The organism is Streptomyces achromogenes subsp. achromogenes (assembly GCF_000720835.1).
Taxonomy (GTDB): domain Bacteria; phylum Actinomycetota; class Actinomycetes; order Streptomycetales; family Streptomycetaceae; genus Streptomyces; species Streptomyces achromogenes.
Genome location: NZ_JODT01000041.1, coordinates 38,894 through 62,475, shown reverse-complemented (window position 1 = coordinate 62,475; position 23,582 = coordinate 38,894). Strand labels below are relative to the sequence as shown.

Below are 23,582 nucleotides of genomic sequence, written 5' to 3'. Positions count from 1 at the left end.
GGGCTGGTCTCTGCGGGTGCCGGTGGGTGATCCCCGTAGGGGCTGGGGGTGGTCTCCGAGGAGGCTGGGGGTTGGTATCTGGGGGCGCCGGTGGGTGGTCTCCGTGGGGGCTGGTTCTCTGCGGGTGCCGGTGGGTGGTCTTGGTGGGCGCCGGTGGGTGGTCTCTGTGGGTGCCGGCGGGGGGTCTTGCTGGGCGCCGGTGCATGGCCGCCGGGGGCACGGGTGCGTGGTCGCCGAGGGCGGCCCGGTGTGCAGTCCCGGTGGGCGCCGGTGCACGGTCTCGGGGCGGTCGGCGCATGGTCCCCGTGGCGGCCGGTACACAGTCCCGAGGAGTACCGGCGCACGGTCCCCGTGGCGGCCGGTACACGGTCCCGGTGGGCGCCGATACTCGGGTCCTGGGCGGCCGGTGCACGGTCTCGGGGCGGTCGGCGCATGGTCCCCGTGGCGGCCGGTGCACGGTCCCGGTGAGTGCCGGTACACGGTCCCCGTGGCGGGCGGTGCATGGCCCCCGCGGGCAGCGGGTACGTGGCGATGTCATGAAGCTGGCGTTCTCCACTCTCGGTGTCCCCGGGCTGCCCCTCCCGGAAGTCCTCTCGCTCGCGACCGCGCACGGCTATCACGGGGTCGAGCTGCGGGCCCATCCGGAGGAACCGGTGCATCCGGGGCTCACCCCCGCCGAACGCGCCGAGGCCGCCGCCCTGTTCCGGGCCGCCGGAGTGGAGGTGGTGGGGCTGGCCGGGTACGCCCGGGTCGCCGCGGCCGGTGAGGACGCGCCCGTACTGGCGGAGATCCGGGAGCTGGTGCGGCTGGCCCACGACCTCGGCGCGCCCTTCGTACGGGTCTTCCCCGGCGCCGACGCGGACCTCCCCCGCGAGGAGGCGGACGCGATCGCCGCGCGACGGCTCGGTGCCGCCGCCGAGGACGCCGCCGCGCTCGGCGTCCGCATCCTGCTGGAGACCCACGACTCGCACCGCACCGGCGCCGACGCGATCCGGATCCTCGGCCCGGTCGGGCACCGCCATGCGGGCGCGCTGTGGGACGTGCTGCACACCTGGCTGGGCGGCGAGCAGCCCGCCGACAGCTACGCGGCCCTCGCCCCGCACCTCGGCTACGTCCAGGTCAAGGACGTCGCCTCGGCCGAGGACACCACCCCGCTGCCGCTCGGCGCCGGGGTGCTGCCGCTCGCCGAGTGCGTGGACGTGCTCACCCGGCGGGACTGGGACGGCTGGCTGTGCTGGGAGTACGAGAAGCGCTGGTACGAGAAGGCGGCGCCGCTCGCCGAGCTGCTGGGCGAGGGCCGGGAGTACCTGGCGCGGCTGCTGGGGGAAGCCGCCTGAGCGAGGGGATAAGCGTTGGCGGCCGGCGCGGGAAGCCGGTTAGCCTCCCCCGGTGACACCGCTGCCGGGGCCCCGCGCCCGCCTCCGCTCATGAGCCTCGCCGGCTCCTTCCTCGACATACGGCCGCTGCGCACCTCGCCCGTCTTCCGGCGGCTGCTGATCGGGCGGACCGTGTCCGTGCTCGGTGGGTTCATGACCATGGTGACGGTCATGTACCAGGTGTGGGACCGCACCCACAGCACCGCCTGGACCGGCGCCGTCGGGCTCGCGCAGGCCCTGCCGCTGGTGGGGTTCGGGCTGTTCGCCGGGGCGTGGGCGGACCGGGCCGACCGGCGCCGGGTGTTCCTCACGGCCACCGTCGGCCAGGCGGTCTGCTCCCTCGCGCTCGCCGTGCAGGGCTTCACCGGACACGTGCCGGTGGCCGGGGTGCTGCTGCTGGTCGCGGTGCAGTCGGCGTTCGGCGCGCTCGGCGCCCCGGCCGCGGGAGTGTTCCTGCCCCGGCTGCTGCCCAAGGACCAGGTGGCCGCCGGGCTCGCGCTGCAACAGGTCACCGCGCAGTCGATGATGCTGCTCGGGCCCGCGCTGGCCGGGGTGCTGCTGGGCTGGTTCGGCATCGGCGTGTGCTACCTGCTGGACGCCCTGAGCTTCGGCCTCGCCTTCTACGGCGCCTTCGGACTGCCCCCGCTGCCGCCCGAGGGGACGCCCGGCCGGCCGGGGCTGCGCGGCGCGCTGGACGGGCTGCGGTTCCTGGCCGGGCACCGGGTGGTGCGCGGTGCGCTGATCACCGACCTGGCGGCCACCGTGCTGTCGTTCCCGGTGAGCCTGTTCCCGCTGGTCAACGCCGAGCGGTTCGGTGACGACCCGCGCACCCTCGGGCTGTTCCTGTCGGCCCTGGCGGTGGGCGGGGTCGCGGCGACCGCGCTGTCCGGTCCGCTGACCCGGCTCGCCCGGCCGGGCCCGGTGATGCTGTGCGCGTCCGCCGGCTGGGGCGCGGCCCTGGTCCTGTTCGGGCTGTCGACCAGCCCCTGGATGGGCCTGGCGCTGCTGGTCCTGGCCGGGGCGGCGGACGCGACGGCGGTGGTCGCCCGGTCCACGATCGTGCAGACCCGCACCCCGGACGCGCTGCTCGGCCGGGTCACCGCGGCCGAGCAGATCGTCGGCCAGGCGGGCCCGAGCCTCGGCAACGTACGCGGCGGCCTGCTGGCCGGCTGGACCTCCGGCGCCACCGCGCTGGTGGCCGGCGGCGCGCTGTGCGTCCTGGCGGTGGCCGGGGTCGCCACGACGACGCCCGAACTACGCGACCGGAAGACACCCGCTACGGAGCCGGCCGTGTCGTAAGAGAGCCGGCGAGGCGGGCCGCACCCGGAACGGCGGCGGCGCAGCCGCCGGAGTACGAGTGCGAGGTGGAAGACGTGACGGAGGTCGGAACGCCGGCCGTCGGCACGACCGCGTGGCGACGGCCCGGCCGGGGTCCGGTCCGGGCCGCTCCAGGGGCCGCAACCGGCGCGGGAATCCCCGGTCGACGGTCTCTTCCTGGTTACTGTGCAGTCCCTTGACGGAAAGAAACTTCCCGGATATTGGTGACTCCTCGGAAGTTTCCTTCAGCGGTTCTCCTCTGGAAGGAGCGCACGTGCCCGACACCAGCACGGGAAGCGACACCGGTACGGGAAGCACGCGAAGAGACACCGCACGGCCGTCCCGGCGCGCCGTCCTCGCCGCGACCGCGGGCCTCACCGCCGCGCTGACGGTCCCGGCGGGCGCCGACGCGGCGGACGGCGACCGCCGGCTGCGCGAGCTGATCTCCCGCATGACGCTGGAGGAGAAGGTCGGCCAGCTGTTCGTGACCCGGGTCTACGGCCACTCCGCCACCGCCCCCGACCAGGCCGACATCGACACCAACCTGAAGGAACTCGGCGTCCGCACCGCCGCCGAGCTGATCGCGAAGTACCGGGTCGGCGGCGTCATCTACTTCGCCTGGGCGCACAACACCCGCGACCCGCGGCAGATCGCCGCCCTGTCCGACGGCATCCAGCGGGCCTCGCTGGCCCAGCCGCGCGGGCTGCCCGTGCTCATCGCCACCGACCAGGAGCACGGCGCGGTGTGCCGGATCGGCAAGCCCGCCACCCTGCTGCCCGGCGCGATGGCGATCGGCGCGGGCCGCTCCCGCTCCGACGCGCGGACCCTCGGCCGGATCTCCGGCGCCGAGCTGCGCGCGATGGGCGTCCACCAGGACTACGCCCCCGACGCCGACGTGAACGTCAACCCGGCCAACCCGGTGATCGGGGTGCGTTCCTTCGGCGCCGACCCGGACGCGGTCGCCGCGCTGGTCGCCGCCGAGGTGAAGGGGTATCAGTCGGCCGGGGTGGCGGCGTGCGCCAAGCACTTCCCGGGCCACGGGGACACCTCCGTGGACAGCCACTACGGCTTCCCGGTCATCACGCACAGCCGCCAGTTGTGGGAGCGGCTGGACGCCGTGCCGTTCCGGGCGGCGATCCGGGCGGGCGTCGACTCGGTCATGACCGGGCACATCCAGTTCCCGGCCCTGGACGGCTCCGGCGACCCGGCCACCCTGTCCCGGCCGGTGCTGACCGGCATCCTGCGCGAGGAGCTCGGCTACGACGGGGTCGTGATCACCGACTCGCTGGGCATGCAGGGCGTGCGCACCAAGTACGGCGACGACCGGGTGCCGGTGCTGGCCCTGAAGGCGGGCGTGGACCAGCTGCTCAACCCGCCCTCGCTGGACGTGGCGTGGAACGCGGTGCTGACGGCCGTGCACAACGGCGAGCTCACCGAGGACCGGCTCGATGAATCGATCCTGCGCATTCTGCGGCTGAAGGCCCGGCGCGGGGTGCTCGACCACCCCTGGGCCCGCCCGGACCGGATTGGCCGCACGGTGGGCACGAAGGCCCATCTGGCCACCGCCGACCGCATCGCCGAGCGCACCACCACGCTGCTGGTCAACGAGGACCGCACGCTGCCCTTCGACCCCCGCCGGGAACGGCGGGTCCTGGTCGTCGGCGCCGACCCGGCCTCCCCGTCCGGCACCACCGGCCCGCCCACCGGCGTGCTGGCCGCCGCCCTCACCGCACTGGGCTTCGCCGCCACCGCGCTGTCCACCGGGACCGCGCCCTCCGCCGCGACCGTCGACAAGGCGGTCACGGCCGCCGGGAACGCGGACGCGGTGGTCGTGGCCACGTACAACGTGACGGCGGGCAGCTCCCAGCGCACCCTGGTCGACCGCCTGCTGGCCACCGGCAGACCGGTGGCCGTGGTGGCGGTCCGCAACCCGTACGACATCGCGCAGCTGCCCGCCGTCCGGGCGTGCCTCGCCACGTACTGCTGGACGGACGTCGAACTGCGCGCCGCCGCACGGGTCCTGGCCGGCCGGGTGGCCCCGCGCGGGCGGCTGCCGGTGCCGGTGCAACGGGCGGACGACCCGGCGCGGGAGCTGTACCCGATCGGGCACGGGCTGACGTACTAGCCGGCCGCCCGGGGCCGCGGCGCGGGCTCCCGCTCCACGTCCCGTACGTCCAGCCGGGCGTCGTACCGGGCCAGCGGCCGGGCCTGGTCCACGGTGGCCCGCGGCAGGCCCGCCCAGGCCAGGATGCGGGCGGTGGCCAGGGTCTTCTGGTCCGGGACCAGGCCGGCCACGTTGGCGCCGTGGTTCATGCCGGGCGCGGTGAACACGTAGGAGTCACGGGCGCCCGCGCCGGGCCGGAAGCGCTCCGAGCCCCAGGGGTCGTTCTGGCCGTAGACGAAGAGCATGTGCGTGGCGTGGTGCCGCACCCAGGTGTCCACGTCCCGCATCGCCCACGGCTGGAACCGCATCGGGATGGAGCGGGGCACGTAGTTCCGGGGCGGCTGGTAGCCGTAGCGGATCAGGTGCCGGTCGATGCCGGGGAAGTGGATGGTGGGGGCGCCGAGCTGGGTGCCGGCCTGGTAGTAGTACGGGGTGTACGGGTCCAGTCCCTGGTCGGTGTAGGCGTCGAAGCCGGAGATGGTGTCGAGCGAGGTCCACAGCGCGTCGTCGTCCGCCGTGGCCGCCGGGATGGTGTCGCAGTCCTGGAGCAGGCTGTACTGCCAGAAGCCCCAGGCGTAGTCCAGGACGACCGCCTCGTAGGCCCGGTCCAGGCCGCCGATGGTGTCGAAGGTGTAGTTCTTGGCGGCGGCGTACTCGGCGTACTTCTTCTCCAGGCGTTCGCGGCGCACCAGTGCCTCGCGCTGGACGGCGGTCAGCTTCTCCCGGCACTCCTGGGTGCCGACGCGGGCGAAGAACCGGTCGTAGGCGGAGTCCTCGTCGTCGACGACGTCGTTGGGGGCGACGTAGGCGACGACGCCGTCCATGTCACGCGGGTAGAACCGCTCGTAGTAGGTGGCCGTCATGCCGCCCTTGGAGGCGCCGGTGGCCAGCCAGTTGGCGGGGTAGAGGGACTTCAGCGCCCGGAAGACGCGGTGCTGGTCGCTCGCGGCCTGCCAGATGTCGAGCGTGGACCAGTCGGCCGGGTCGGGGCGCGAGGGGGTGAAGAAGCGGTACTCCAGGGAGACCTGGTTGCCGTCCACGATCTGGGTGGGCTCGCGGCGGGAGGGCTTGGTGGAGACGCCGTAGCCGCCGGTGTAGAAGACGGTGGGCCGGCTCACGTCCTTGTGCAGCACGGTGATCCGCTGCTGGAAGGTGCCCCGGTCCGGGTGGCGGTGGTCGACCGGCTGGGTGAAGTTCAGGACGAAGTAGCGGTAGCCGGGGTACGGCTTCTCCTCGATCAGGCTCATGCCGGGTATCGACAGGAGCCGGTCCTTGATGTCGGTGGGCTCGTCCCCGGCGGCGGTGGCCGCCCCGGCCGTCGTGCCCAGCGTGCCGATGAGCACCGTGAGCGCGAGCAGCCATCTGAGCGCCTTGCGCATGCGCACTCTCCCCTGTGAGACAGATGTGCGCGGAAACTATCCCAGCAAGTCCCGCCCCACCAGAGGACGTTCGCCCGGTCGCCGGGCCGCCGCTGCTCAGCGGGTCAGCACAGGATCCAGCCGGAGCTGACCGAGGAGCGGCCCACCGCGCCCTTGATCCACACGCAGCGGTGCCCGGCGTGCACGGTCACCGGGCCGGCGAGACGGGTGTAGCGGCCCGCGTCGACGACCGGCCGGTTGCCGCGCGCCTGCACGCTGACCGACATGACGCGGGCGGAACCGGGGGTGCGCGGGACGGTGACGGCGCAGACGTAGCCGTCGCGTTTGTAGACGTGGGTGATGCCGGTCTTGAACGGCAGGGTCCGCACCTCGCGCCCGGCGCAGCCGCCGGTCGCGGCCTGCGCGGTCCCGGTCGCCGTCAGCGCGAGCGCGCCGGACGCGGCCAGCACGGCCGCGCCGAGGGCGAGCCGCCGGCGTATCGCACCACTGTCCACTTCGTCCTCCCCGTACCCGGTCACACTCCCCCGTTTCCGTACTGTTGTACGGACGCACGGGTGTGCCGGATGGTTGCACGACCGTCAGCCAAACGATTCGGCGGGGGGCGTGTCAGCGGGCCGCGCCGACCGGCTCCTCCGGCTCGGACCGGCCGACGAAGGTCCGCCACAGCTCGGCGTACCGGCCGCCGCGGGCCAGCAGCTCCTCGTGGGTGCCGTCCTCCGCGACCCGGCCGTGGTCCATCACCACCACCCGGTCGGCACGGGCCGCGGTGGTCAGCCGGTGCGCCACCACCAGCGTGGTACGACGGCCCGCCAGCCGGTCGGTGGCCTGGTTGACCTGGGCCTCGCTGGCCAGGTCCAGGGCGGCCGTGGCCTCGTCCAGCAGCAGGATGTCCGGGTCCACCAGCTCGGCGCGGGCCAGGGCGATCAGCTGGCGCTGGCCCGCCGAGAGGTTCCGGCCGCGCTCGGCCACCTGGTGCAGATAGCCGCCCGGCAGCCGGGCGATCATCTCGTGCGCGCCGACCGCCCGGGCCGCCGCCTCCACCTGGGCGTCGGTGGCGTCGGGCCGGCCGTAGGCGATGGCGTCGCGGACGGTGCCCGGGAAGAGGTACGCCTCCTGCGGCACCACCCCGAGCCGGTGCCGGTACGAGGTGAGGTCCAGGGCGCGCAGATCCGTGCCGTCGACCGTGACCCGCCCGGCGGTCGGGTCGTAGAACCGCGCGACCAGCTTGACCAGGGTCGACTTCCCGGCGCCCGTCTCGCCGACGAAGGCGACCGTCTGCCCGGCCGGGATCGTCAGGTCGATGCCGGTGAGGGCCTCCTCCTCGTCGCCGTAGGCGAACCGGACGCCCTCGAAGGCGATGTCGCCGCGCAGCGAGAGCACGTCGAGCGGGGCGTCGGCGGTCTTCGTGGACGTCGGCTCCCGCAGCAGTTCCTGGATGCGGCCCAGCGAGACCGTGGCCTGCTGGTAGCCGTCGAAGACCTGGGAGAGCTGCTGGACGGGCGCGAAGAACAGGTCGATGTAGAGCAGGTAGGCCACCAGGGCGCCGGTGGTCAGCGTCGCCGCCTCCACCCGGCCCGCGCCCACGATCAGCACGGACGCCGCCGCGACCGAGGACAGCAGCTGCACGAACGGGAAGTAGACCGATATCAGCCGCTGGCCGCGGATGCGGGCGCTCCGGTAGCCGGCGCTGCGCTCGGCGAACCGCCGGCCGCCGTCCCGCTCCCGCCGGAAGGCCTGCACGATCCGCAGTCCGGCCACCGTCTCCTGGAGGTCGGCGTTGACCCCGGAGACGCGCTCGCGGGCCAGTTCGTACGCCTTCACACTGGCCCGGCGGAAGAAGAAGGTGGCCACGGCCAGCGGGGGCAGGGTGGCGAAGACGACCAGGGCCAGCCGCACGTCGAGGACCAGCAGGGCGACCATGATGCCGAAGAACGTGACGACCGAGACGAACGCGGTGACCAGGCCCGTCTGGAGGAAGGTCGACAGGGCGTCGACGTCCGTGGTCATCCGCGTCATGATGCGGCCGGTCAGCTCGCGCTCGTAGTAGTCCAGGCCGAGCCGCTGGAGCTGCGCGAAGATCTTCAGCCGCAGGGTGTAGAGCACGCGCTCGCCGGTGCGGCCGGTCATCCGGGTCTCGGCGATCTGCGCGACCCACTGCACCAGCACGGTCAGCAGCGCGAGCAGGGAGGCCGACCACACCGCGCCGATCGCCATCCGGGTCACGCCGGAGTCGATGCCGTGCCGGATCAGCACCGGCAGCAGCAGGCCCGCGCCCGCGTCCACGGCGACCAGCGCCAGGCTGATCAGCAGCGGCGGCCAGAAGCCGCGCAGCAGGCGGCGCAGGCCGTAGGACTCCTCGGGCAGCGTCGCGCGGCCCTCGTCGATGTCCGGGGTGTCGGTGGCCGGGGGCAGCGCCTCGACCTGGGCGAGCAGCTCAGGGGTGGCCGGGGAGCCGGACAGCGCCCGGTCCTCCGGTTCCCGGTCGCCGGACCACAGGCGGGGGGTCACGCCGCGCTCGGCGTCGAACTCGGCGTCCAGCTCGTCGCGTACGGAGGTGTCCTCGGCGGGCGTGGCCGGGCGGGCGCGGCCCGGGGAGACGCCGCCCAGCTCGTCGGGGTCGGTGAGCAGCCGGCGGTAGAGGGCCGAGCGCTCCTGGAGTTCGTCGTGGGTGCCGAGGTCGGCGAGCCGGCCGCCGTCCAGGACGGCGATGCGGTCGGCGAGGTTCAGGGTGGAGCGGCGGTGCGCGATGAGCAGGGTGGTGCGGCCCCGCATCACCTGGGCCAGCGCCTCGTGGATCTCGTGCTCCACGCGGGCGTCGACGGCCGAGGTGGCGTCGTCCAGGACCAGCAGGCGGGGGTCGGTGAGCAGGGCGCGGGCGAGCGCGAGGCGCTGGCGCTGGCCGCCGGAGAGGGTCAGGCCGTGTTCGCCGACCTTGGTGTCGTAGCCGTCCGGCAGCTCGCTGATGAAACGGTCCGCCTGGGCGGCGCGGGCGGCGGCCTCGATCTCCTCGTCGGTGGCGTCCGGGCGGCCGTAGGCGATGTTGTTACGGACGGTGTCCGAGAAGAGAAACGAATCTTCGGGGACGAGTCCGATCGCGGCCCGCAGCGAGTCCAGGGTCAGCTCGCGCACGTCGTGGCCGCCGATCAGGACGGCGCCGCGGTGGACGTCGTAGAAGCGCGGCAGGAGCAGCGAGAGGGTGGACTTGCCGGAGCCGGAGGAGCCGACGACGGCGAGGGTCTCGCCGGACCGGATCTCCAGGCTGATCCCGTCCAGGACCGGGCGCCCCTCGTCGTAGCCGAAGCTCACGTCGTCGAACTCGACGGTCGCGGGCGCGTCGGCGGGCAGTTCCTTGGTGCCGTCCCTCAGGGCCGGCTCGGTGTCGATCAGCTCCAGCACGCGCTCGGTGCCGGCCCGGGCCTGCTGGCCGACCGTGAGCACCATCGCGAGCATCCGGACCGGGCCGACCAGCTGGGCCAGGTAGGTGGAGAAGGCCACGAAGGTGCCGAGCGTGATGTGGCCGTGCACGGCGAGCCAGCCGCCGAGGGCCAGCATGGCGACCTGGCCGAGCGCCGGCACGGCCTGGAGGGCCGGGGTGTAGCGGCTGTTCAGGCGGATCGTGCGCAGCCGGCCCGCGAACAGCCGGCGGCCGACCTCGCGGAGCTTGTTGGTCTCCTGCTCCTCCTGCCCGAAGCCCTTCACCACGCGCACCCCGCTGACCGCGCCGTCGACCACGCCGGCCACGGCGGCGGCCTGCGCCTGGGCGTACCAGGTGGCGGGGTGCAGCCGGGTGCGGCTGCGCCGGGCGATCCAGCCGAGGGCGGGGGCGACGGCAAGGGCGATCAGGGTCAGCGGCAGCGACAGCCACGCCATGATCACCAGGGAGAGCAGGAAGAGCAGGACGTTCCCGATGGTCATCGGGAGCATGAAGAGCAGGCCCTGGATCAGCTGGAGGTCGCTGGTGGCGCGGCCGACGACCTGCCCGGTGGACAGCTCGTCCTGGCGGCGGCCGTCCAGCCTGGTGATCGTGCCGTACATCTCGGTGCGCAGGTCGTGCTGGACGTCCAGGGCGAGCCGGCCGCCGTAGAAGCGGCGTATGTAGGTGAGGACGTAGACGAGGACGGCGGCGCCTATGAGGGCGCCGGCCCAGGGGGCCATGGCGCGGCTGTGGCCGCCGATCACGTCGTCGATGATCACCTTGGTGATCAGGGGGACGACGGCCATCACCGCCATGCCGGCGAGGGAGGAGCCGAGGGCCAGGACGACGTCCTTCGGATACCGCCAGGCGTATCCCGCCAGCCGTCGTGCCCATCCCCGTTGCGCTGCCACGCCGGTGCCTTCCGTTCGTCCTGCCCTACCGCAAGGCACCAACGCGGCGGCGAGCGGATTTCATCCCTCCGCAACAAACCGGGGGACCCGAGGTCAGGCCCGTACCCGCAGGTAGTAGAAGCGGGTCGTCTGGGCCGGGTTCTGGTTGTCGTCGCTGACCAGGAGGACCTTCAGGCGGCCCTTGGCGTCGCGGCCGGTGACCGTCATGCCCTCGATGTTGTCCAGCAGGGGGTTGGGCTGGGGCTGCCTGGCCGTGGCGCCGAGGGACGGGCAGGCCGCGATGTCGGCGAGCAGGGTCTTGTGCACCGGCCGGACGCCGCTCCGGTCCGTCAGGTTCTCGATGTTCCGGGTGTCGGTGGCGTGGCGGGGGTCGGCGAGGTAGAGGCGGACGGTGTTGCCGACGCCCGCGGTGAAGCCGCGCTCCAGGACGAGGAGGCGGCCGTCGGGGGTGGCCTGGACCTCGGGGACGCCGAGGCCGGGGTCGGTGCGGTAGGCGTACTGGGCGGCGGGCGTGAAGCGGCCCCGGTGGCGCTGCCAGGTCTGGAAGCGGACGGTCCCGGCGGAGTCGCCCGCTATCGCGTACTCCATGGAGGCCAGCAGGGTGCGGCCGCCGGGCAGCAGGGTCAGGCCCTCGAAGGTCTGGTTGGCGGTGGCCCGGCCGGCCGGGGCGACCTGGAGGGCGGCGGGCACCGGGAGGCGTTCGAGGAGGCTGCCGTCGGGGCCGTAGCGACGGACGGACGGCTCGGTCTCGGAGGAGACCAGCCGGGTGCCGTCGCGGTCGATCGCCAGGCCCTCGGAGTCGAGGTCGGCGCCCTTCTCGTCGGCGAGGCGGATCACCCCCGTCGGCCGGAGGGTACGGGCGTCCAGCCGGAACAGCGACGAGCGGTCCCCGAGGGCCGCGAGCGAGCCGTCCCGGTCCACGGCGAGGGCGGAGAAGTTGCCGGTGTACGTGCCGTCGTACGTCGTCTTGTCGAGCGCGTCGGAGAAGCGGTCGAGGACGGCGTACGGCGAACAGGTGTGGTCGTCCGGCGCGTGGGCGGCGGCGGGCCCGGCGGCGGTCAGGGAGGCGACCGCCGCCAGGCCGGCGGCGAGGCCGGCGCATACGGTCTTCAGGCGCATGGCCGTCACCGTAGGGCCGGCCGGTGACGCGCGGGAAGCCGTCCCGTGAAGCGTCAGCCCTGCGGCGGCGCGGCGACGAACGCCTCGCTCGGCCGGCTGGTCGGCGTGAAGCGGGTGACGCCGGAGGTGGTCGGCACCAGGTCCTTGTGGATGGCCTTGGCGACGTTCTGGATGGTGGTCACGCCGTAGTTCATCGTGCTGTTGTCCTGCGTCAGCACGGTGATCATGTAGTCGTGGCCGGCGCCCTTGAAGGTGCCCAGGCTGTGCACGCGCCAGCCGTGCGTGGAGCGCTGCAGCCAGCCGTTCTTGACGTGCACGGAGACGGAGGACGGCGCGCCGGCCGGGGTGCCCCAGCGCTGCGAGGAGACGACCTGCCCCATCAGCTTCTGGATGTAGTCGCGGGAGTTGTCGCTCAGCACGCTGTTCTTGGCGGTGATCAGCTGGAGCAGCTTCTGCTCGTCGTTGACGTTCTCCTGGGTCAGGCCCCAGTAGCCGCCCGTGCCCGGCACGGTCTTGGTCATGCCGGCGGCCTTGAGGAAGCCCTTGATCTTCGTCATGCCGAGCTGCTTCCAGAGCTTGCTGGTCGCGTTGTTGTCGGACTGGGTGATCATGGCCTTGGCGAGCGACTGCTCGGTGCTCGTCAGGTACCGGTTGTGCTTCTTGGCGTCCCACAGCAGCGTGGCGAGCACGGTGACCTTGACGGTGCTGGCCGAGTCGTAGGCGCTGGTGGCCCGCAGGGTGCAGGTGGTCTTGGTGCTGCGGTCGTAGAGGCCGACGGCGACGGTGCCCTTGCGGCCCGAGAGGGCGGCCGTGATGTCCTTCTTCAGCTTGGCGGCGAGGCCCGCCTTGGCCGACGTGCAGGTCACGGCCGGGGTGGCGGCGGCGGCCGGGGTGGCGGCGGTGACGGCGGGTATGAGCAGCGCGGCGCTGACGACGGCCGCGAGCGCGCCGGCCCGGCCGGTGGTCCGGTGAGTCATGGAAAAGTCCCCTTGGAGGTCCGGGCGTCCCCCTGAACGCCCTGGAGCGCACTGGTGCGCTGCCCTAGTGGACTCGCCAAGACTGCCGACGGTTGCACGTACGTTCGGAAAGGCGGGGTTGCTTACCGAATTGGTCCTACTAGTCCCACTTCTTCCCTCACACCGGGGACGGGGCCGCGACCGCCGGGCGTGTCAGGACAGCCTGCCCTCACCATGACGATGCCCGGCGCACCGTCCTGCCGGCCACCCCGACTCCCCCCTCTGGAGAGCCATATGAAGCAGCTCCGCTCCTGGACGCTGGCCGCCGCCCTCGCCCTGACCGCCGTACTCCTGCCCACCCAGACCGCGACGGCCAAGGCCGCCCAGCCCTCCTGCCCCGACGGCTCGGTCTGCTTCTGGAGCGGCGAGAACTTCGGCGGCTCCTCCTGGGAGTGGACGGCCCGCAGCGGCTACCGCGACATGCCGTCGTTCCTCCACGACCACGTGGGCTCGTTCGTCTCCTCCACCCGCGCGTGTTTCATCAACTGGGGCCCGGTGGAGAAGCGAGACGTCTTCAACGGCGACTGGCGCTCCCGCTACCTGAGCGACTTCGGCGGCCGGATCGACGGGGTGGGCCCGAACGGCTGCTGACCCGCGCCGTCCGCGCACCGACTTCGAGGACTGAGGAGGCAGTTGGCGCCCTCAGGTCTCGAAGTCGTACTCCAGCACATAGGCCGACGAGTCCAGCACCATCTCGTTGACCTCGACCGCGAACCCTTCGGCGTCGAAGGCGGTGCGCGCGATCAGCACGACCGGCACACCCGCCGGCAACTCCAGCCGCCCGGCCTCCTCCGCACCCGGCATCCGCGACCGGACCTCCTCCCGGAACCGCACGGGCCCGCGCCCCAACTCCGCGAGCCGCGCATACGTGCCTCCCGGCCCGGTCTCCGCCCGGCTGATCGCCGTACCCGCGACGAGCGCGGCCGGCAGATAGGACGTGGACAGCAGCACCGGCTTACCGTCGAGCACGAACCGGCGCCGCCGGACACAGGCGTGCGCGCCCTCACCGAGTCCAAGGACTGCCGCCACGGCAGCGGGCGCCGCCTCCTCGGTCACCTCGACGGAGTCCACCACCAGTTCCCGGTCCCCGATGTCGGCGGACCAGATGGACCGCCCCTCGGCCCAGCGCTCCCGCGCGAGCCGCTGGACGCCCCGGCGGCGAAGTTCCGCCCCGGCCCGCTGGTGCTCGGGCTGCCGCACCGTCTCGTGGCCGCTCAATCCAGACCTCTTCTCCGGATATCTCCAGACGTTTCCCGATGTCTCCAGACGTTTCCGAAGAAGAGATACCCGACGGCCGGAATGGGGATGCGTGCCCTTGCTCAACCCAGGTGAGTAGGCGCGAACATCCGCAAGACCGCCGGGAGTACGACCACCGACGGGCCCGGGGTGGTCAGGGCCCTTGCCAAGTCCTCTCGCAGGGTTTCCGGGGTCGTGCGTACGCCCGTCACCCCGAAGGACTCCGCCAGGGCCACGTAGTCCGGGCGGTGGAGTTCCGTGGCCGTCGGTGCGCCGAAGGCGTCCGTCATGTACTCGCGGAGAATGCCGTAGCCGCCGTCGTCGATGATCAGCCAGGTGACGGGGAGGTCGTACTGCCTGGCCGTGGCCAGTTCGGCGATCGAGTACAGGGCGCCGCCGTCGCCGGAGACCGCCAGGACCGGGCGGGTCGGGTCGGCCGCCGCCGCGCCGAGGGCCGCCGGGAAGCCGTAGCCGAGGCCGCCCGCGCCCTGGGCGGAGTGCATGAGGTTCGGGCCCTGCGCGTCGAACGCCGACCAGGCCCAGTACGCCAGGATCGTCATGTCCCAGAAGGACGGGGAGTCGGCGGGCAGAGCCTGGCGGACCGCTGAGAGTACGTTCCGTTCCAGGGTGCGGTCCTGCGCGTCGATGCGGGCCGCCACCCTGGCCAGCAGCTCGCGTACGCGCTCCCGTGCCGTTGTGTCCGGGCGGTCCTCCACCGTCTCCAGCAGGGCCTGGAGGGCCAGGCGGGCGTCCGCGTGGATGCCCACGGCCGGGTGGTTGGACTCCAGCTTGCCGAGGTCGGCCTCGATCTGGATCACCCGGCCCCGGGGGGCGAAGGTGTGGTAGTTCGAGGAGAGTTCGCCCAGGCCCGAGCCGACCACCAGCAGGACGTCCGCGTCCTGAAGGAAGTCCGTCGTGTGGCGGTCCTCCAGCCAGGACTGGAGGGACAGCGGGTGGTTCCAGGGGAACGCGCCCTTGCCGCCGAACGTCGTCGCCACCGGCGCGTTCAGCCTCTCCGCCAGCAGCCGCAGCTTCCCCGAGGCGTCCGACCGTACGACCCCGCCGCCCGCGAGGATCGCCGGGCGTTCGGCGCGGGACAGCAAGTGGGCGGCCAGCGCCGTCAGTTCGGGACGCGGGGGCAGGTCGTCCGGCGTCGCGTCCGGTGCCGTCACCACCGGCAGGGACGTCTCCGCCAGCAGCACGTCCTGCGGGATCTCCACCCACACCGGGCCGTGCGGGGCCGTCAGCGCCGACTTCCAGGCCGCCGCGATCGCCGACGGGATCTGGGACTGACTGCGGACCGTGTGAACCGACTTCACCACGCCCCGGAACGAGGCCGCCTGGTCGGGCAGTTCGTGGAGGTAGCCCTTGCGGGCCCCGCCCAGGCCCGCGACCGGGATCTGGCTGCCGATCGCCAGCACCGGCGCGCTCGCCGCCGCCGCCTCCTGGAGCGCGGCCAGCGACGTCAGCGCCCCCGGCCCCGTCGAGAGGAGCAGCGGGGCCGCCTCGCCCGTGATCCTGCCGTACGCGTCGGCCGCGAAGCCCGCGTTGTTCTCCACCCGCAGGCCGACGTAGCGCAGCGAGGAGCGGCGCAGGGCGTCGAACATGCCGAGGGCGTGCTGGCCGGGCAGGCCGAAGACCGTCGTCGCCCCGAGCCCGGCCAGCGTCTCCACGACCAGGTCTCCGCCGTTGCGCCCCGGGGGCGGGTTCAGGGCGGCGGTGATCTGCGCCGGCGTCGGGCGGAGTACCAGGTCGTGGTCGTGGGTCACTTCGCTTCAGCGTCCTTCCGGGCCGCGGCGATCTGGCGGCTCATGATGGTGGTCAGTTCGTAGGCCGTGTGGGAGGCCGCGACCGAGGTGATCTCGGCGTGGTCGTACGCCGGGGCGACCTCCACCACGTCCGCCGAGACCAGGTTGCACGACGCCAGGCCGCGCAGGATCTCCAGCAGCTCGCGGGAGGTCATGCCGCCCGCCTCGGGGGTGCCGGTGCCGGGCGCGTGCGCCGGGTCCAGGCAGTCGATGTCGATGGAGATGTACAGCGGGCGGTCGCCGATGCGCTGGCGCAGCTGGTCGGCGATCTCGTCGGCGCCCCGGCGGTAGACGTCCGCGGAGGTGACGATGCCGAAGCCCATCTTCTCGTCGTCCGTGAGGTCCTGCTTGCCGTACAGCGGGCCGCGGGTGCCTACGTGGGAGAGGGCCGAGGTGTCGAGGATGCCCTCCTCCACCGCGCGCCGGAACGGGGTGCCGTGGGTGTACTCGGCGCCGAAGTAGGTGTCCCAGGTGTCCAGGTGGGCGTCGAAGTGCAGCAGGGCCACCGGGCCGTGCTTCTTCGCCACCGAGCGCAGCAGCGGCAGCGCGATGGTGTGGTCGCCGCCGAGGGTCATCAGGCGGGCGCCGGTGCCGAGCAGGTCGTCGGCGGCGGCCTCGATGGTCTCCACGGCCTCGTTGATGTTGAACGGGTTCACCGCGATGTCGCCGCCGTCGGCGACCTGCGCCAGGGCGAACGGGGAGGCGTCCTGCGCCGGGTTGTACGGGCGCAGCAGCCGGGACGCCTCACGGATGGCGTTGCCGCCGAAGCGGGCGCCGGGCCGGTACGAGACGCCGGAGTCGAACGGCACGCCCACCACGGCGACATCGGCCGTGCCGACCTCGTCCAGGCGGGGCAGCCGGGCGAAGGTCGCGGGGCCGGCGTACCGCGGGACGCGGGAGGAGTCGACGGGGCCGCGGGGCGTCTCGTTGCTGCTCATCGTGAAATGCCTTCTTTCTCGCGCTTCGTCGCGCATGTACTGCTTTTCCTATGACTCTACTGGTGAGCCGGGACCGTTTCGGACGCAAGTTCGGGGGACCGTCCGGCGAGGCGCTCGCGCCAGGCGGCGAGCACGGCCTCGTCGGTGGGCCGGGTGGCCAGGGAGACGGCGACGTAGGCCACCAGGGAGGCCGGCAGGCCGTAGTAGACGGGCTCGTTGGCGAGGATGCCGTAGCCGGCCATCAGGCCGATGACGGCCAGGCCGCCGACGGCGACGGCGGCCAGCGCCCCCTCGGCCGTGCCGCGCTTCCACAGCAGGCCGCCGAGGATGGGCACCAGCAGGCCGCCGACGAGCAGGTTGTAGGCCACGGTGAGCGCCTCGACCACGTCGTTCAGCGCGATCGCGGTGCCGATCACGGCGAGGCCCATGACGAGGATGAAGGCGCGGTTGCCGGCGACCTCGTCGTGTTCCTCTCCGGAGCGCTTGCCGAGGCCGCGCAGCCGGGACCAGATGTCGTTGTTGGCGACCGTGGCGCAGGCGATCAGGGCGCCGGAGGAGGTCGACATCACGGCGGCCAGGGCGGCGGCCAGCACCAGGCCGCGCACGCCGACGGGGAGTTCATCCTTGACGATGGTGGCGAACGCGTCGTCGGGGCTGCCCAGGTCCGGGTAGAGGACCTTGGCGGCGGTGCCGATCACCGCGCCGGCGAGGGCGTAGGCCAGACAGTAGGTCCCGGCCACCGTGCCGCCCCAGCGGGCGGTGCGGTCGCTGCGGGCGGTGAACACGCGCTGCCAGATGTCCTGGCCGATCAGCATGCCGAACGTGTAGATCAGCACGTACGTGAAGATGGTCTCGCCGCCGACGCCCAGCGGGTCGAAGTAGGAGGCCGGCAGCTTCGCCCTCATCTCGGCGAAGCCGCCCGCCTTGACCACCGCGACGGGCAGCAGCAGGAGCAGGACGCCGATCGTCTTGACGACGAACTGCACCATGTCGGTCAGGGTGATGGACCACATCCCGCCGAGGGTGGAGTACGCCACGACGATCGCGCCGCCGAGGACGATCGCGACCGTGCGGTTCACGTCGAACAGCACGTCGAAGATGGTGGCGTAGGCGATGGTGGAGGTCACCGCGAGCATCAGGGTGTACGCCCACATGACCACGCCGGAGATCACGCCGGCCCGGCCGCCGTAGCGCAGGTCCAGCATCTCGGAGACCGTGTAGACCTTCAGGCGGGCGATGCGCGCGGAGAAGAACACGGACAGGGCGAGCAGTCCCAGGCCGATGGTGAAGACCATCCAGGCGCCGGACAGGCCGTACTGGTAGCCCAGCCCCACGCCGCCGATGGTGGACGCGCCGCCGAGCACGATCGCCGCCATGGTGCCGGAGTACATGACCGGGCCCAGGCGGCGGCCCGCCACCAGGAACTCGCTCTTGGACTTGGCGCGGCGCATGCCCCACCAGCCCATCGCCAGCATGCCGGCGAGATAGACGACGATCACTGTGTAGTCGACGGCCATGGGGCGGCCCTCCTTCGCGCACTGTCCGGTGGCGTGTCGTGCAGATCCTTCGGTTCCCTCGGCAGCGGCTCGCGGGGACATCCGCCCGTACCCGCGGCTGCCGTGCTCACTTGACAGTAGGTGGCCGGAAAGCGACTGCGAAGTGTACGTTTCATCCACGGGAACGGGGTGGGATGGAGGGTTCGCACACCATGTCGGAGACGATCACCCCGGCACCGGCCGTGCCGCCGACACCGCCGGTGCCGCTCCAGGCGCTGCTGGCCCGGGAGGACCTCGCCCTGCGGCAGATCGCCGGGCCCGCGGACGCCGGGACCGTGATCCACGGCGCGCACACCTCGGAGATGGCCGACCCCTTCCCCTACCTGCTGGGCGGCGAGCTGCTGCTCACGGCCGGGGTGCACATCCCTCAGGCGGCGGACTCCGGCGCGTACTTCGCCGACTACGTCTCCCGGATCGTGGCGGGGGGCGGCGCGGCGCTCGGCTTCGGGGTGGCCCCGGTGCACGACACGGTCCCGCCCGCCCTGGTCGCCGCCTGCGAACAGCGGGGCCTGCCGCTGCTGGAGGTGCCGCCGCACACCACGTTCTCGGCCGTGGCCCGCGCGGTGTGGCAGCTGATGGCCCAGGCCCGGCTGGCCGAGCTGCGCCGCGTCACCGAGGCCCAGCAGAGCCTCGCGGCGGCCGCCGCCCGCCCCGACCCCATCCCCTCGGTCCTGCGCCGGCTGTCCCGGCGCCTGTCCGGCCGCGCGGTCCTCTACGGCCCGGACGGCACGGAGGTCGCGGCGGCGGGGCGGGAGACACCCGGGGAGGTGCGGGCGGCCCTGGCCGGGCTGGTCGACGTGGTCAGGCCGGCCTCCCACCCGGCCAAGGCCCCCTCGCATCCCGCCTCCGCCACCGACACCCACGGCGGTGTGCACCTCGCCGTCTACGCGCTCGGGGCCGGGCAGGGATTCGTGCTCGGGGTGGCGAGCGCCCGGCGGGAGGCCGGGGACCACACCATCGCGTCGGTCGCCGCCGTGCTGCTGGCGCTGCTGACCGGGGAGCACCACAGCGGGGCCGGCGCGGCCCGGTCCTCCGCGCTGGTGCGGCTGCTGCTCGGCGCCCCGCCCGAGGAGGTGGCCCCGCTGCTCGGCGCCGGCCGGTGGCTCGTCGTGCACGCCCGGCCGGAGGCCCAGGCCCCGGACCCGGTCGCCGCCTCCGCGCTCGGCGCCGCCCTGGGCTCGCCGCTGGTCGACCTCGCCGACGAGGTCGTACGGGTGCTGGTGCCCGCCGACCGGGTACCGCAGCCGCAGCCCGGCTGGACCCTCGGGGTGAGCGCCCCGGCCGGGCCCCGGGAGTGGCCGGCCGCCGACACCCAGGCCGCCCGCGCCCTGGCCCGGGCCCGCGCCACCCGCGCCCCGCTGCTGCGGCACGCCGCCCGGCCGGCGCTCGCGGACCTGGTGCCGGCGGCGGAGGCCGAGACCCACGCCCGTACCCTGCTCGCCCCCCTCGCCGGGCGGCCCGCGCTCGCCGAGACCCTGCGCGCCTGGCTGTCGTTGCACGGCAGTTGGGACCGTACGGCGGTGGCGCTGGGCGTGCACCGCAACACCGTGCGGCAGCGCGTCGCCCGGTGCGCGGCCCTGCTGGAGGCCGACCTGGACGACCCGGACGTACGCATGGAGCTGTGGTTCGCCCTGCGCCACCCCTGACCGCGCCGGTGCGTGACCCCCGTCCCAGCGGGCGATATCCCGGGGACCGGCGCCGCCCGCTGCCCCACAATGGGAGCCATGCCGATATCCGGGACACCCAGCCGCGCCCAGCTCGTCGACCATCTGGTGCGCACCCGCATCGCGGGGGACGTCGCCACGCCCCGCGAGAACAACCTCTCCCACTACCGTCAGCTCGCCAACGGTGTCCGCGGCTTCTGGCTCGGCCTGGAGCTGGGCGACCGCTGGACGGACGAGCAGGACGTGCTCGCGGTGATGGCCGAGCGGGTGGGTGTCAACGACGACCCGGAGTACCGGTACGGGCAGGACACCATCGACCCCGAGCTGACCGTGGACGCGCTGGACCGGATGGCGGCGCGGCTGCGCAAGGCGGCCGAGGGGCGCGAGCGGGTGCTGTTCGCCACCGGGCACCCGGGCGGGCTGCTGGACGTGCACCGGGCCACGGCCGCCGCGCTGCGCGCCGCCGGCTGCGAGATCGTGGTAATCCCGGACGGGCTGAGCACGGAGGAGGGGTACGTCATGCAGTTCGCGGACGTGGCCGTGCTGGAACACGGGGCGACGCTGTGGCACACCCACTCCGGGGAGCCGATGCGGGCCATCCTGACCGCACTCGAGCGCGCGGGGCGTCCGCTGCCCGACCTGGTCGTGGCCGACCACGGCTGGGCCGGATACGCGGGACAGCACGGCGTGGACTCCGTCGGGTACGCCGACTGCAACGACCCGGCGCTCTTCCTCGCCGAGGCGGAGGGCACCGTACAGGTGGTGGTCCCGCTGGACGACCATGTGGTCAGCCCCCGTCACTATGACCCGATGACGGCGTATCTGCTGGCCGGGGCGGGACTGCTCTGACGGATCGTCGGTACCAGCGGGTGGGGCCGGGCTGACGGATCGTCGGTACCGGCCGGGTGGAACCGGGTTGACGGCTCGTCACCCCGGCCGCGGAAACGACGTGCGGCCCCGTCGACGGGGCCGCACTCGGTGTTCGGTTGTTCAGACCGGATCAGTGACCGCCACCACCGCCTCCGTGGCCGCCGCCACCGCCACCGCCGTGACCGCCGCCACCGCCGTGACCGCCACCGTCGCCGTGGCCACCGCCGCCACCGTGGTCACCACCGCCGTAGCCGCCGTGGTCGCCGCCGCCGTAGCCACCGTCGTGGTCGCCACCGTAGCCACCGTGGTCGCCACCGTAGCCGTAGTCGTCGTCATCGTCGTCCCACCAGCCGCCGCCATGGTCATCGTGGGACCGGCTGTAGGAACTGTCGCTGCCGTAGTCCGAGGCGGAGGCCGTCGCGGCCGTGCCGAACGCGGCTCCGCCGGCCAGCAGCAGACCGGAGGCGGACAACGCGACAAGACGCCTCGTGCGCTGTGATCGCATGGGAATACCTTCCATCTCCATCGTCTCTCACGTTTCCCGGGGGAAAGCGCGAGGTGGATGGCCGTCGCCGCGACCGATGAGGAAGATGCGGCGCGGTCTTCAGGTGTCACCGCAGCAGAATGAACGCATGGGCGTTCACTGCGGCCCTTCACCCAGAGAGCCTAATCGGACATACGCCACAAGTCATCCCGAGCGGCACATCCGTCACGGCTGTCTCGGAACGCGGACCACGCCCTCCTGGATGACGGTGATGGCGAGCCGCCCGTCCTGCGTGTATATGCGGGCCTGACCGAGGCCCCGGCCACCGGACGCGGACGGCGACTCCTGGTCGTACAGCAGCCATTCGTCCGCCCGGAAGGGCCGGTGGAACCACATCGCGTGGTCCAGGGACGCCCCGACGACGTCCCCGACGGCCCAGCCGCCGCGCCCGTGGGCGAGCAGCACGGAGTCGAGCAGGGTCATGTCGGAGACGTAGGTGGCGAGGACGACGTGCCGCAACGGGTCGTCGCCGTCGAGCTTGCCGTTGACGCGGAACCACACCTGGGAGCGCGGCTCGCGCGGCTCGCCGTAGCGCCCGTACGGCGGCTCGTCCACGTATCTGAGGTCGACCGCCTCGCGGGCCTCGAGGAACCGCTCGACGACCTCGGGGGCGAGGTGGCCGTAGCCGCCCAGCCGCTCCCGGGAGGTGGGCAGGGTGGCCGGGTCGGGCGCGGCGGGCATGGGCGCCTGGTGCTCCAGGCCGTCCTCGTACGTCTGGAAGGACGCGGAGAGGTGGAAGATCGGCTTGCCGTGCTGGACGGCGACCACCCGGCGGGTGGTGAAGGACCGGCCGTCGCGGATGCGGTCCACGGTGTACACGATCGGCGCGCCCGGGTCGCCGGGGCGCAGGAAGTACGCGTGCAGGGAGTGGGCGGGCCGGTCGGCGGGGACCGTGCGCCCGGCGGCGACCAGCGCCTGCGCCGCGACCTGCCCGCCGAAGACGCGCGGGACGACGGCGGGGCGGGACCGGCCGCGGAAGATGTCCTCCTCGATCTGCTCCAGGGCGAGCAGATCGAGGAGGTCCTGGAGTGCCTGGCTCATGACGTGCAGGTATACCGCCCGGGGCCCGGCGTCCTCAGAGACCCATGTCCTTGGCGATGATCGTCTTCATGATCTCGCTGGTGCCGCCGTAGATGCGGTTGACGCGGTTGTCCGCGTACAGGCGGGCGATCGGGTACTCGTTCATGTAGCCGTAGCCGCCGTGCAGCTGGAGGCAGCGGTCGATGACGCGGTGCGCGACCTCGGTGCAGAACAGCTTGGCGGAGGCGGCCTCGGCGGGGGTCAGCTCGCCGGCGTCCAGCGCCTCCAGCGCGCGGTCGGCGACGGCCTCGGCCGCGTCCACCTCGGCCTGGCAGGCGGCCAGCTCGAACTTGGTGTTCTGGAAGTGCGCGACCGGCTTGCCGAAGACGGTGCGCTCCTGCACGTACTGCTTGGCGAACCGGACGGCGGCCTTGGCCTGGGCGTAGGCGCCGAAGGCGATGCCCCAGCGCTCGGAGGCCAGGTTGTGGCCGAGGTAGTAGAAGCCCTTGTTCTCCTCGCCGAGCAGGTCCTCGACGGGCACCTTGACGTCCACGAAGGCCAGTTCGGCGGTGTCGGAGGTGCGCAGGCCCAGCTTGTCCAGCTTGCGGCCGATGGAGTAGCCCTCGGACTTGGTGTCCACGGCGAACAGCGAGATGCCGTGGCGGCGGTCCTCGGCGGTGGGCGCGGAGGTGCGGGCGCAGACGATCACCTTGTCGGCGTGCACGCCGCCGGTGATGAAGGTCTTGGCGCCGTTGAGGACGTAGTGCGTGCCGTCCTCGCTCAGCTTGGCGGTGGTCTTCATGCCCGCGAGGTCGGAGCCGGTGCCCGGCTCCGTCATCGCGATGGCCCACATCTCCTCGCCGGTGACGAACTTCGGCAGGTAGCGCTTCTTCTGCTCCTCGGTGGCGAGCATCTTGATGTAGGGCAGGGCGAGCAGCACGTGCACGCCGGAGCCGCCGAACTGCACGCCCGCGCGCGCGGTCTCCTCGTAGAGGACGGCCTCGAACTTGTGGGTGTCCAGGCCCGCGCCGCCGAACTCCTCGGGCACGCTGATGCCGAAGATGCCCAGCTCGCCGAGCTTGTAGTAGAAGTCGCGCGGCGCCTGGCCGGCGGCGAACCACTCGTCGTAGACCGGGACGACCTCGGCCTCGATGAAGGCGCGAAGGGTCTCCCGGAACGCCTCGTGATCCTCGTTGAACACCGTACGGCGCACGCCGCCACCTCCACGTACCTCGGCATGACTTCGAGC

Annotated in this window: 18 protein-coding genes; 7 read left to right on the top strand and 11 right to left on the bottom strand. The window is 73.1% G+C overall.

Annotated features, from left to right (window positions below):
• Positions 1–536: 536 nt before the first annotated feature.
• The 3 genes from IH25_RS0132040 (at position 537) to IH25_RS0132030 (ending at position 4,818) form a co-directional block, all read left to right on the top strand.
• Positions 537–1,337: a sugar phosphate isomerase/epimerase family protein gene (locus tag IH25_RS0132040; protein ID WP_030618742.1), complete on the top strand. Its 801-nt coding sequence runs from the start codon at positions 537–539 to the stop codon at positions 1,335–1,337.
• Positions 1,338–1,427: 90 nt separating this feature from the next.
• On the top strand, positions 1,428–2,675 hold the full coding sequence (locus tag IH25_RS0132035; RefSeq protein ID WP_030618739.1) for an MFS transporter: 1,248 nt from the start codon (positions 1,428–1,430) through the stop codon (positions 2,673–2,675).
• A gap of 292 nt (positions 2,676–2,967) precedes the next feature.
• Positions 2,968–4,818 (top strand): glycoside hydrolase family 3 protein, encoded by a 1,851-nt coding sequence (locus IH25_RS0132030; RefSeq protein ID WP_030618736.1) that lies wholly within the window; start codon positions 2,968–2,970, stop codon positions 4,816–4,818.
• On the opposite strand, the gene IH25_RS0132025 is transcribed toward IH25_RS0132030, so the two are convergent.
• From IH25_RS0132025 to IH25_RS0132005, 5 genes are all read right to left on the bottom strand, one after another.
• Entirely contained in the window at positions 4,815–6,236 is a 1,422-nt protein-coding gene (locus tag IH25_RS0132025) for a S28 family serine protease (protein WP_030618733.1), read from the bottom strand. The two genes, IH25_RS0132030 and IH25_RS0132025, sit on opposite strands and share 4 nt — an antisense overlap.
• A 104-nt stretch (positions 6,237–6,340) precedes the next feature.
• Complete coding sequence (locus IH25_RS0132020) at positions 6,341–6,730, bottom strand: hypothetical protein (RefSeq protein ID WP_030618730.1); 390 nt, start codon at positions 6,728–6,730, stop codon at positions 6,341–6,343.
• A 112-nt stretch (positions 6,731–6,842) separates the two neighbouring features.
• The gene (locus IH25_RS0132015) at positions 6,843–10,562 is read right to left on the bottom strand and encodes an ABC transporter ATP-binding protein (RefSeq protein WP_030618728.1); all 3,720 of its coding nucleotides are present in this window, start codon (positions 10,560–10,562) and stop codon (positions 6,843–6,845) included.
• A gap of 93 nt (positions 10,563–10,655) precedes the next feature.
• Entirely contained in the window at positions 10,656–11,681 is a 1,026-nt protein-coding gene (locus tag IH25_RS0132010; RefSeq protein WP_030618724.1) for an esterase-like activity of phytase family protein, read from the bottom strand.
• 53 nt (positions 11,682–11,734) lie between these two features.
• Complete coding sequence (locus tag IH25_RS0132005; RefSeq protein WP_030618722.1) at positions 11,735–12,658, bottom strand: serine hydrolase; 924 nt, start codon at positions 12,656–12,658, stop codon at positions 11,735–11,737.
• A gap of 273 nt (positions 12,659–12,931) precedes the next feature.
• Here IH25_RS0132005 and IH25_RS0132000 point away from each other — a divergent pair, with 273 nt between their 5' ends.
• On the top strand, positions 12,932–13,288 hold the full coding sequence (locus tag IH25_RS0132000) for a peptidase inhibitor family I36 protein (RefSeq protein WP_030618719.1): 357 nt from the start codon (positions 12,932–12,934) through the stop codon (positions 13,286–13,288).
• A gap of 51 nt (positions 13,289–13,339) precedes the next feature.
• Here the strand turns inward: IH25_RS0132000 and IH25_RS0131995 are convergent, their stop codons facing one another.
• From IH25_RS0131995 to IH25_RS0131980, 4 genes are read right to left on the bottom strand one after another with little or no spacing between them, the layout of a single operon-like run.
• Positions 13,340–13,963, bottom strand: coding sequence for a GntR family transcriptional regulator (locus IH25_RS0131995; RefSeq protein ID WP_394298457.1), 624 nt, complete (start codon positions 13,961–13,963; stop codon positions 13,340–13,342).
• Between the two features lie 53 nt (positions 13,964–14,016).
• On the bottom strand, positions 14,017–15,702 hold the full coding sequence (locus IH25_RS0131990; RefSeq protein ID WP_030618713.1) for a thiamine pyrophosphate-binding protein: 1,686 nt from the start codon (positions 15,700–15,702) through the stop codon (positions 14,017–14,019).
• Positions 15,699–16,679 (bottom strand): agmatinase, encoded by a 981-nt coding sequence (speB, locus tag IH25_RS0131985; protein ID WP_030618710.1) that lies wholly within the window; start codon positions 16,677–16,679, stop codon positions 15,699–15,701. Before speB ends, IH25_RS0131990 begins: the two co-directional genes overlap by 4 nt.
• Before the next feature lie 56 nt (positions 16,680–16,735).
• Positions 16,736–18,196 carry a sodium:solute symporter family protein gene (locus tag IH25_RS0131980; RefSeq protein ID WP_030618707.1) on the bottom strand — a complete coding sequence of 487 codons (1,461 nt, stop codon included), beginning with the start codon at positions 18,194–18,196 and terminating at the stop codon, positions 16,736–16,738.
• Positions 18,197–18,369: 173 nt separating this feature from the next.
• On the opposite strand from IH25_RS0131980, the gene IH25_RS0131975 reads away from it, so the two are divergent.
• The 3 genes from IH25_RS0131975 (at position 18,370) to IH25_RS41405 (ending at position 21,268) form a co-directional block, all read left to right on the top strand.
• The gene (locus IH25_RS0131975) at positions 18,370–19,881 is read left to right on the top strand and encodes a PucR family transcriptional regulator (RefSeq protein ID WP_037656022.1); all 1,512 of its coding nucleotides are present in this window, start codon (positions 18,370–18,372) and stop codon (positions 19,879–19,881) included.
• A gap of 78 nt (positions 19,882–19,959) precedes the next feature.
• Positions 19,960–20,748 carry a phosphatase gene (locus tag IH25_RS0131970; protein ID WP_030618703.1) on the top strand — a complete coding sequence of 263 codons (789 nt, stop codon included), beginning with the start codon at positions 19,960–19,962 and terminating at the stop codon, positions 20,746–20,748.
• Positions 20,749–20,902: 154 nt separating this feature from the next.
• A complete protein-coding gene (locus IH25_RS41405; RefSeq protein WP_030618700.1) occupies positions 20,903–21,268 on the top strand; it encodes a hypothetical protein in 366 nt (121 codons plus the stop codon).
• Positions 21,269–21,478: 210 nt separating this feature from the next.
• Here the strand turns inward: IH25_RS41405 and IH25_RS0131960 are convergent, their stop codons facing one another.
• Positions 21,479–22,354: an acyl-CoA thioesterase gene (locus IH25_RS0131960; RefSeq protein ID WP_030618697.1), complete on the bottom strand. Its 876-nt coding sequence runs from the start codon at positions 22,352–22,354 to the stop codon at positions 21,479–21,481.
• Between the two features lie 34 nt (positions 22,355–22,388).
• Positions 22,389–23,546 (bottom strand): acyl-CoA dehydrogenase family protein, encoded by a 1,158-nt coding sequence (locus IH25_RS0131955; RefSeq protein WP_030618694.1) that lies wholly within the window; start codon positions 23,544–23,546, stop codon positions 22,389–22,391.
• Positions 23,547–23,582 lie beyond the last annotated feature (36 nt).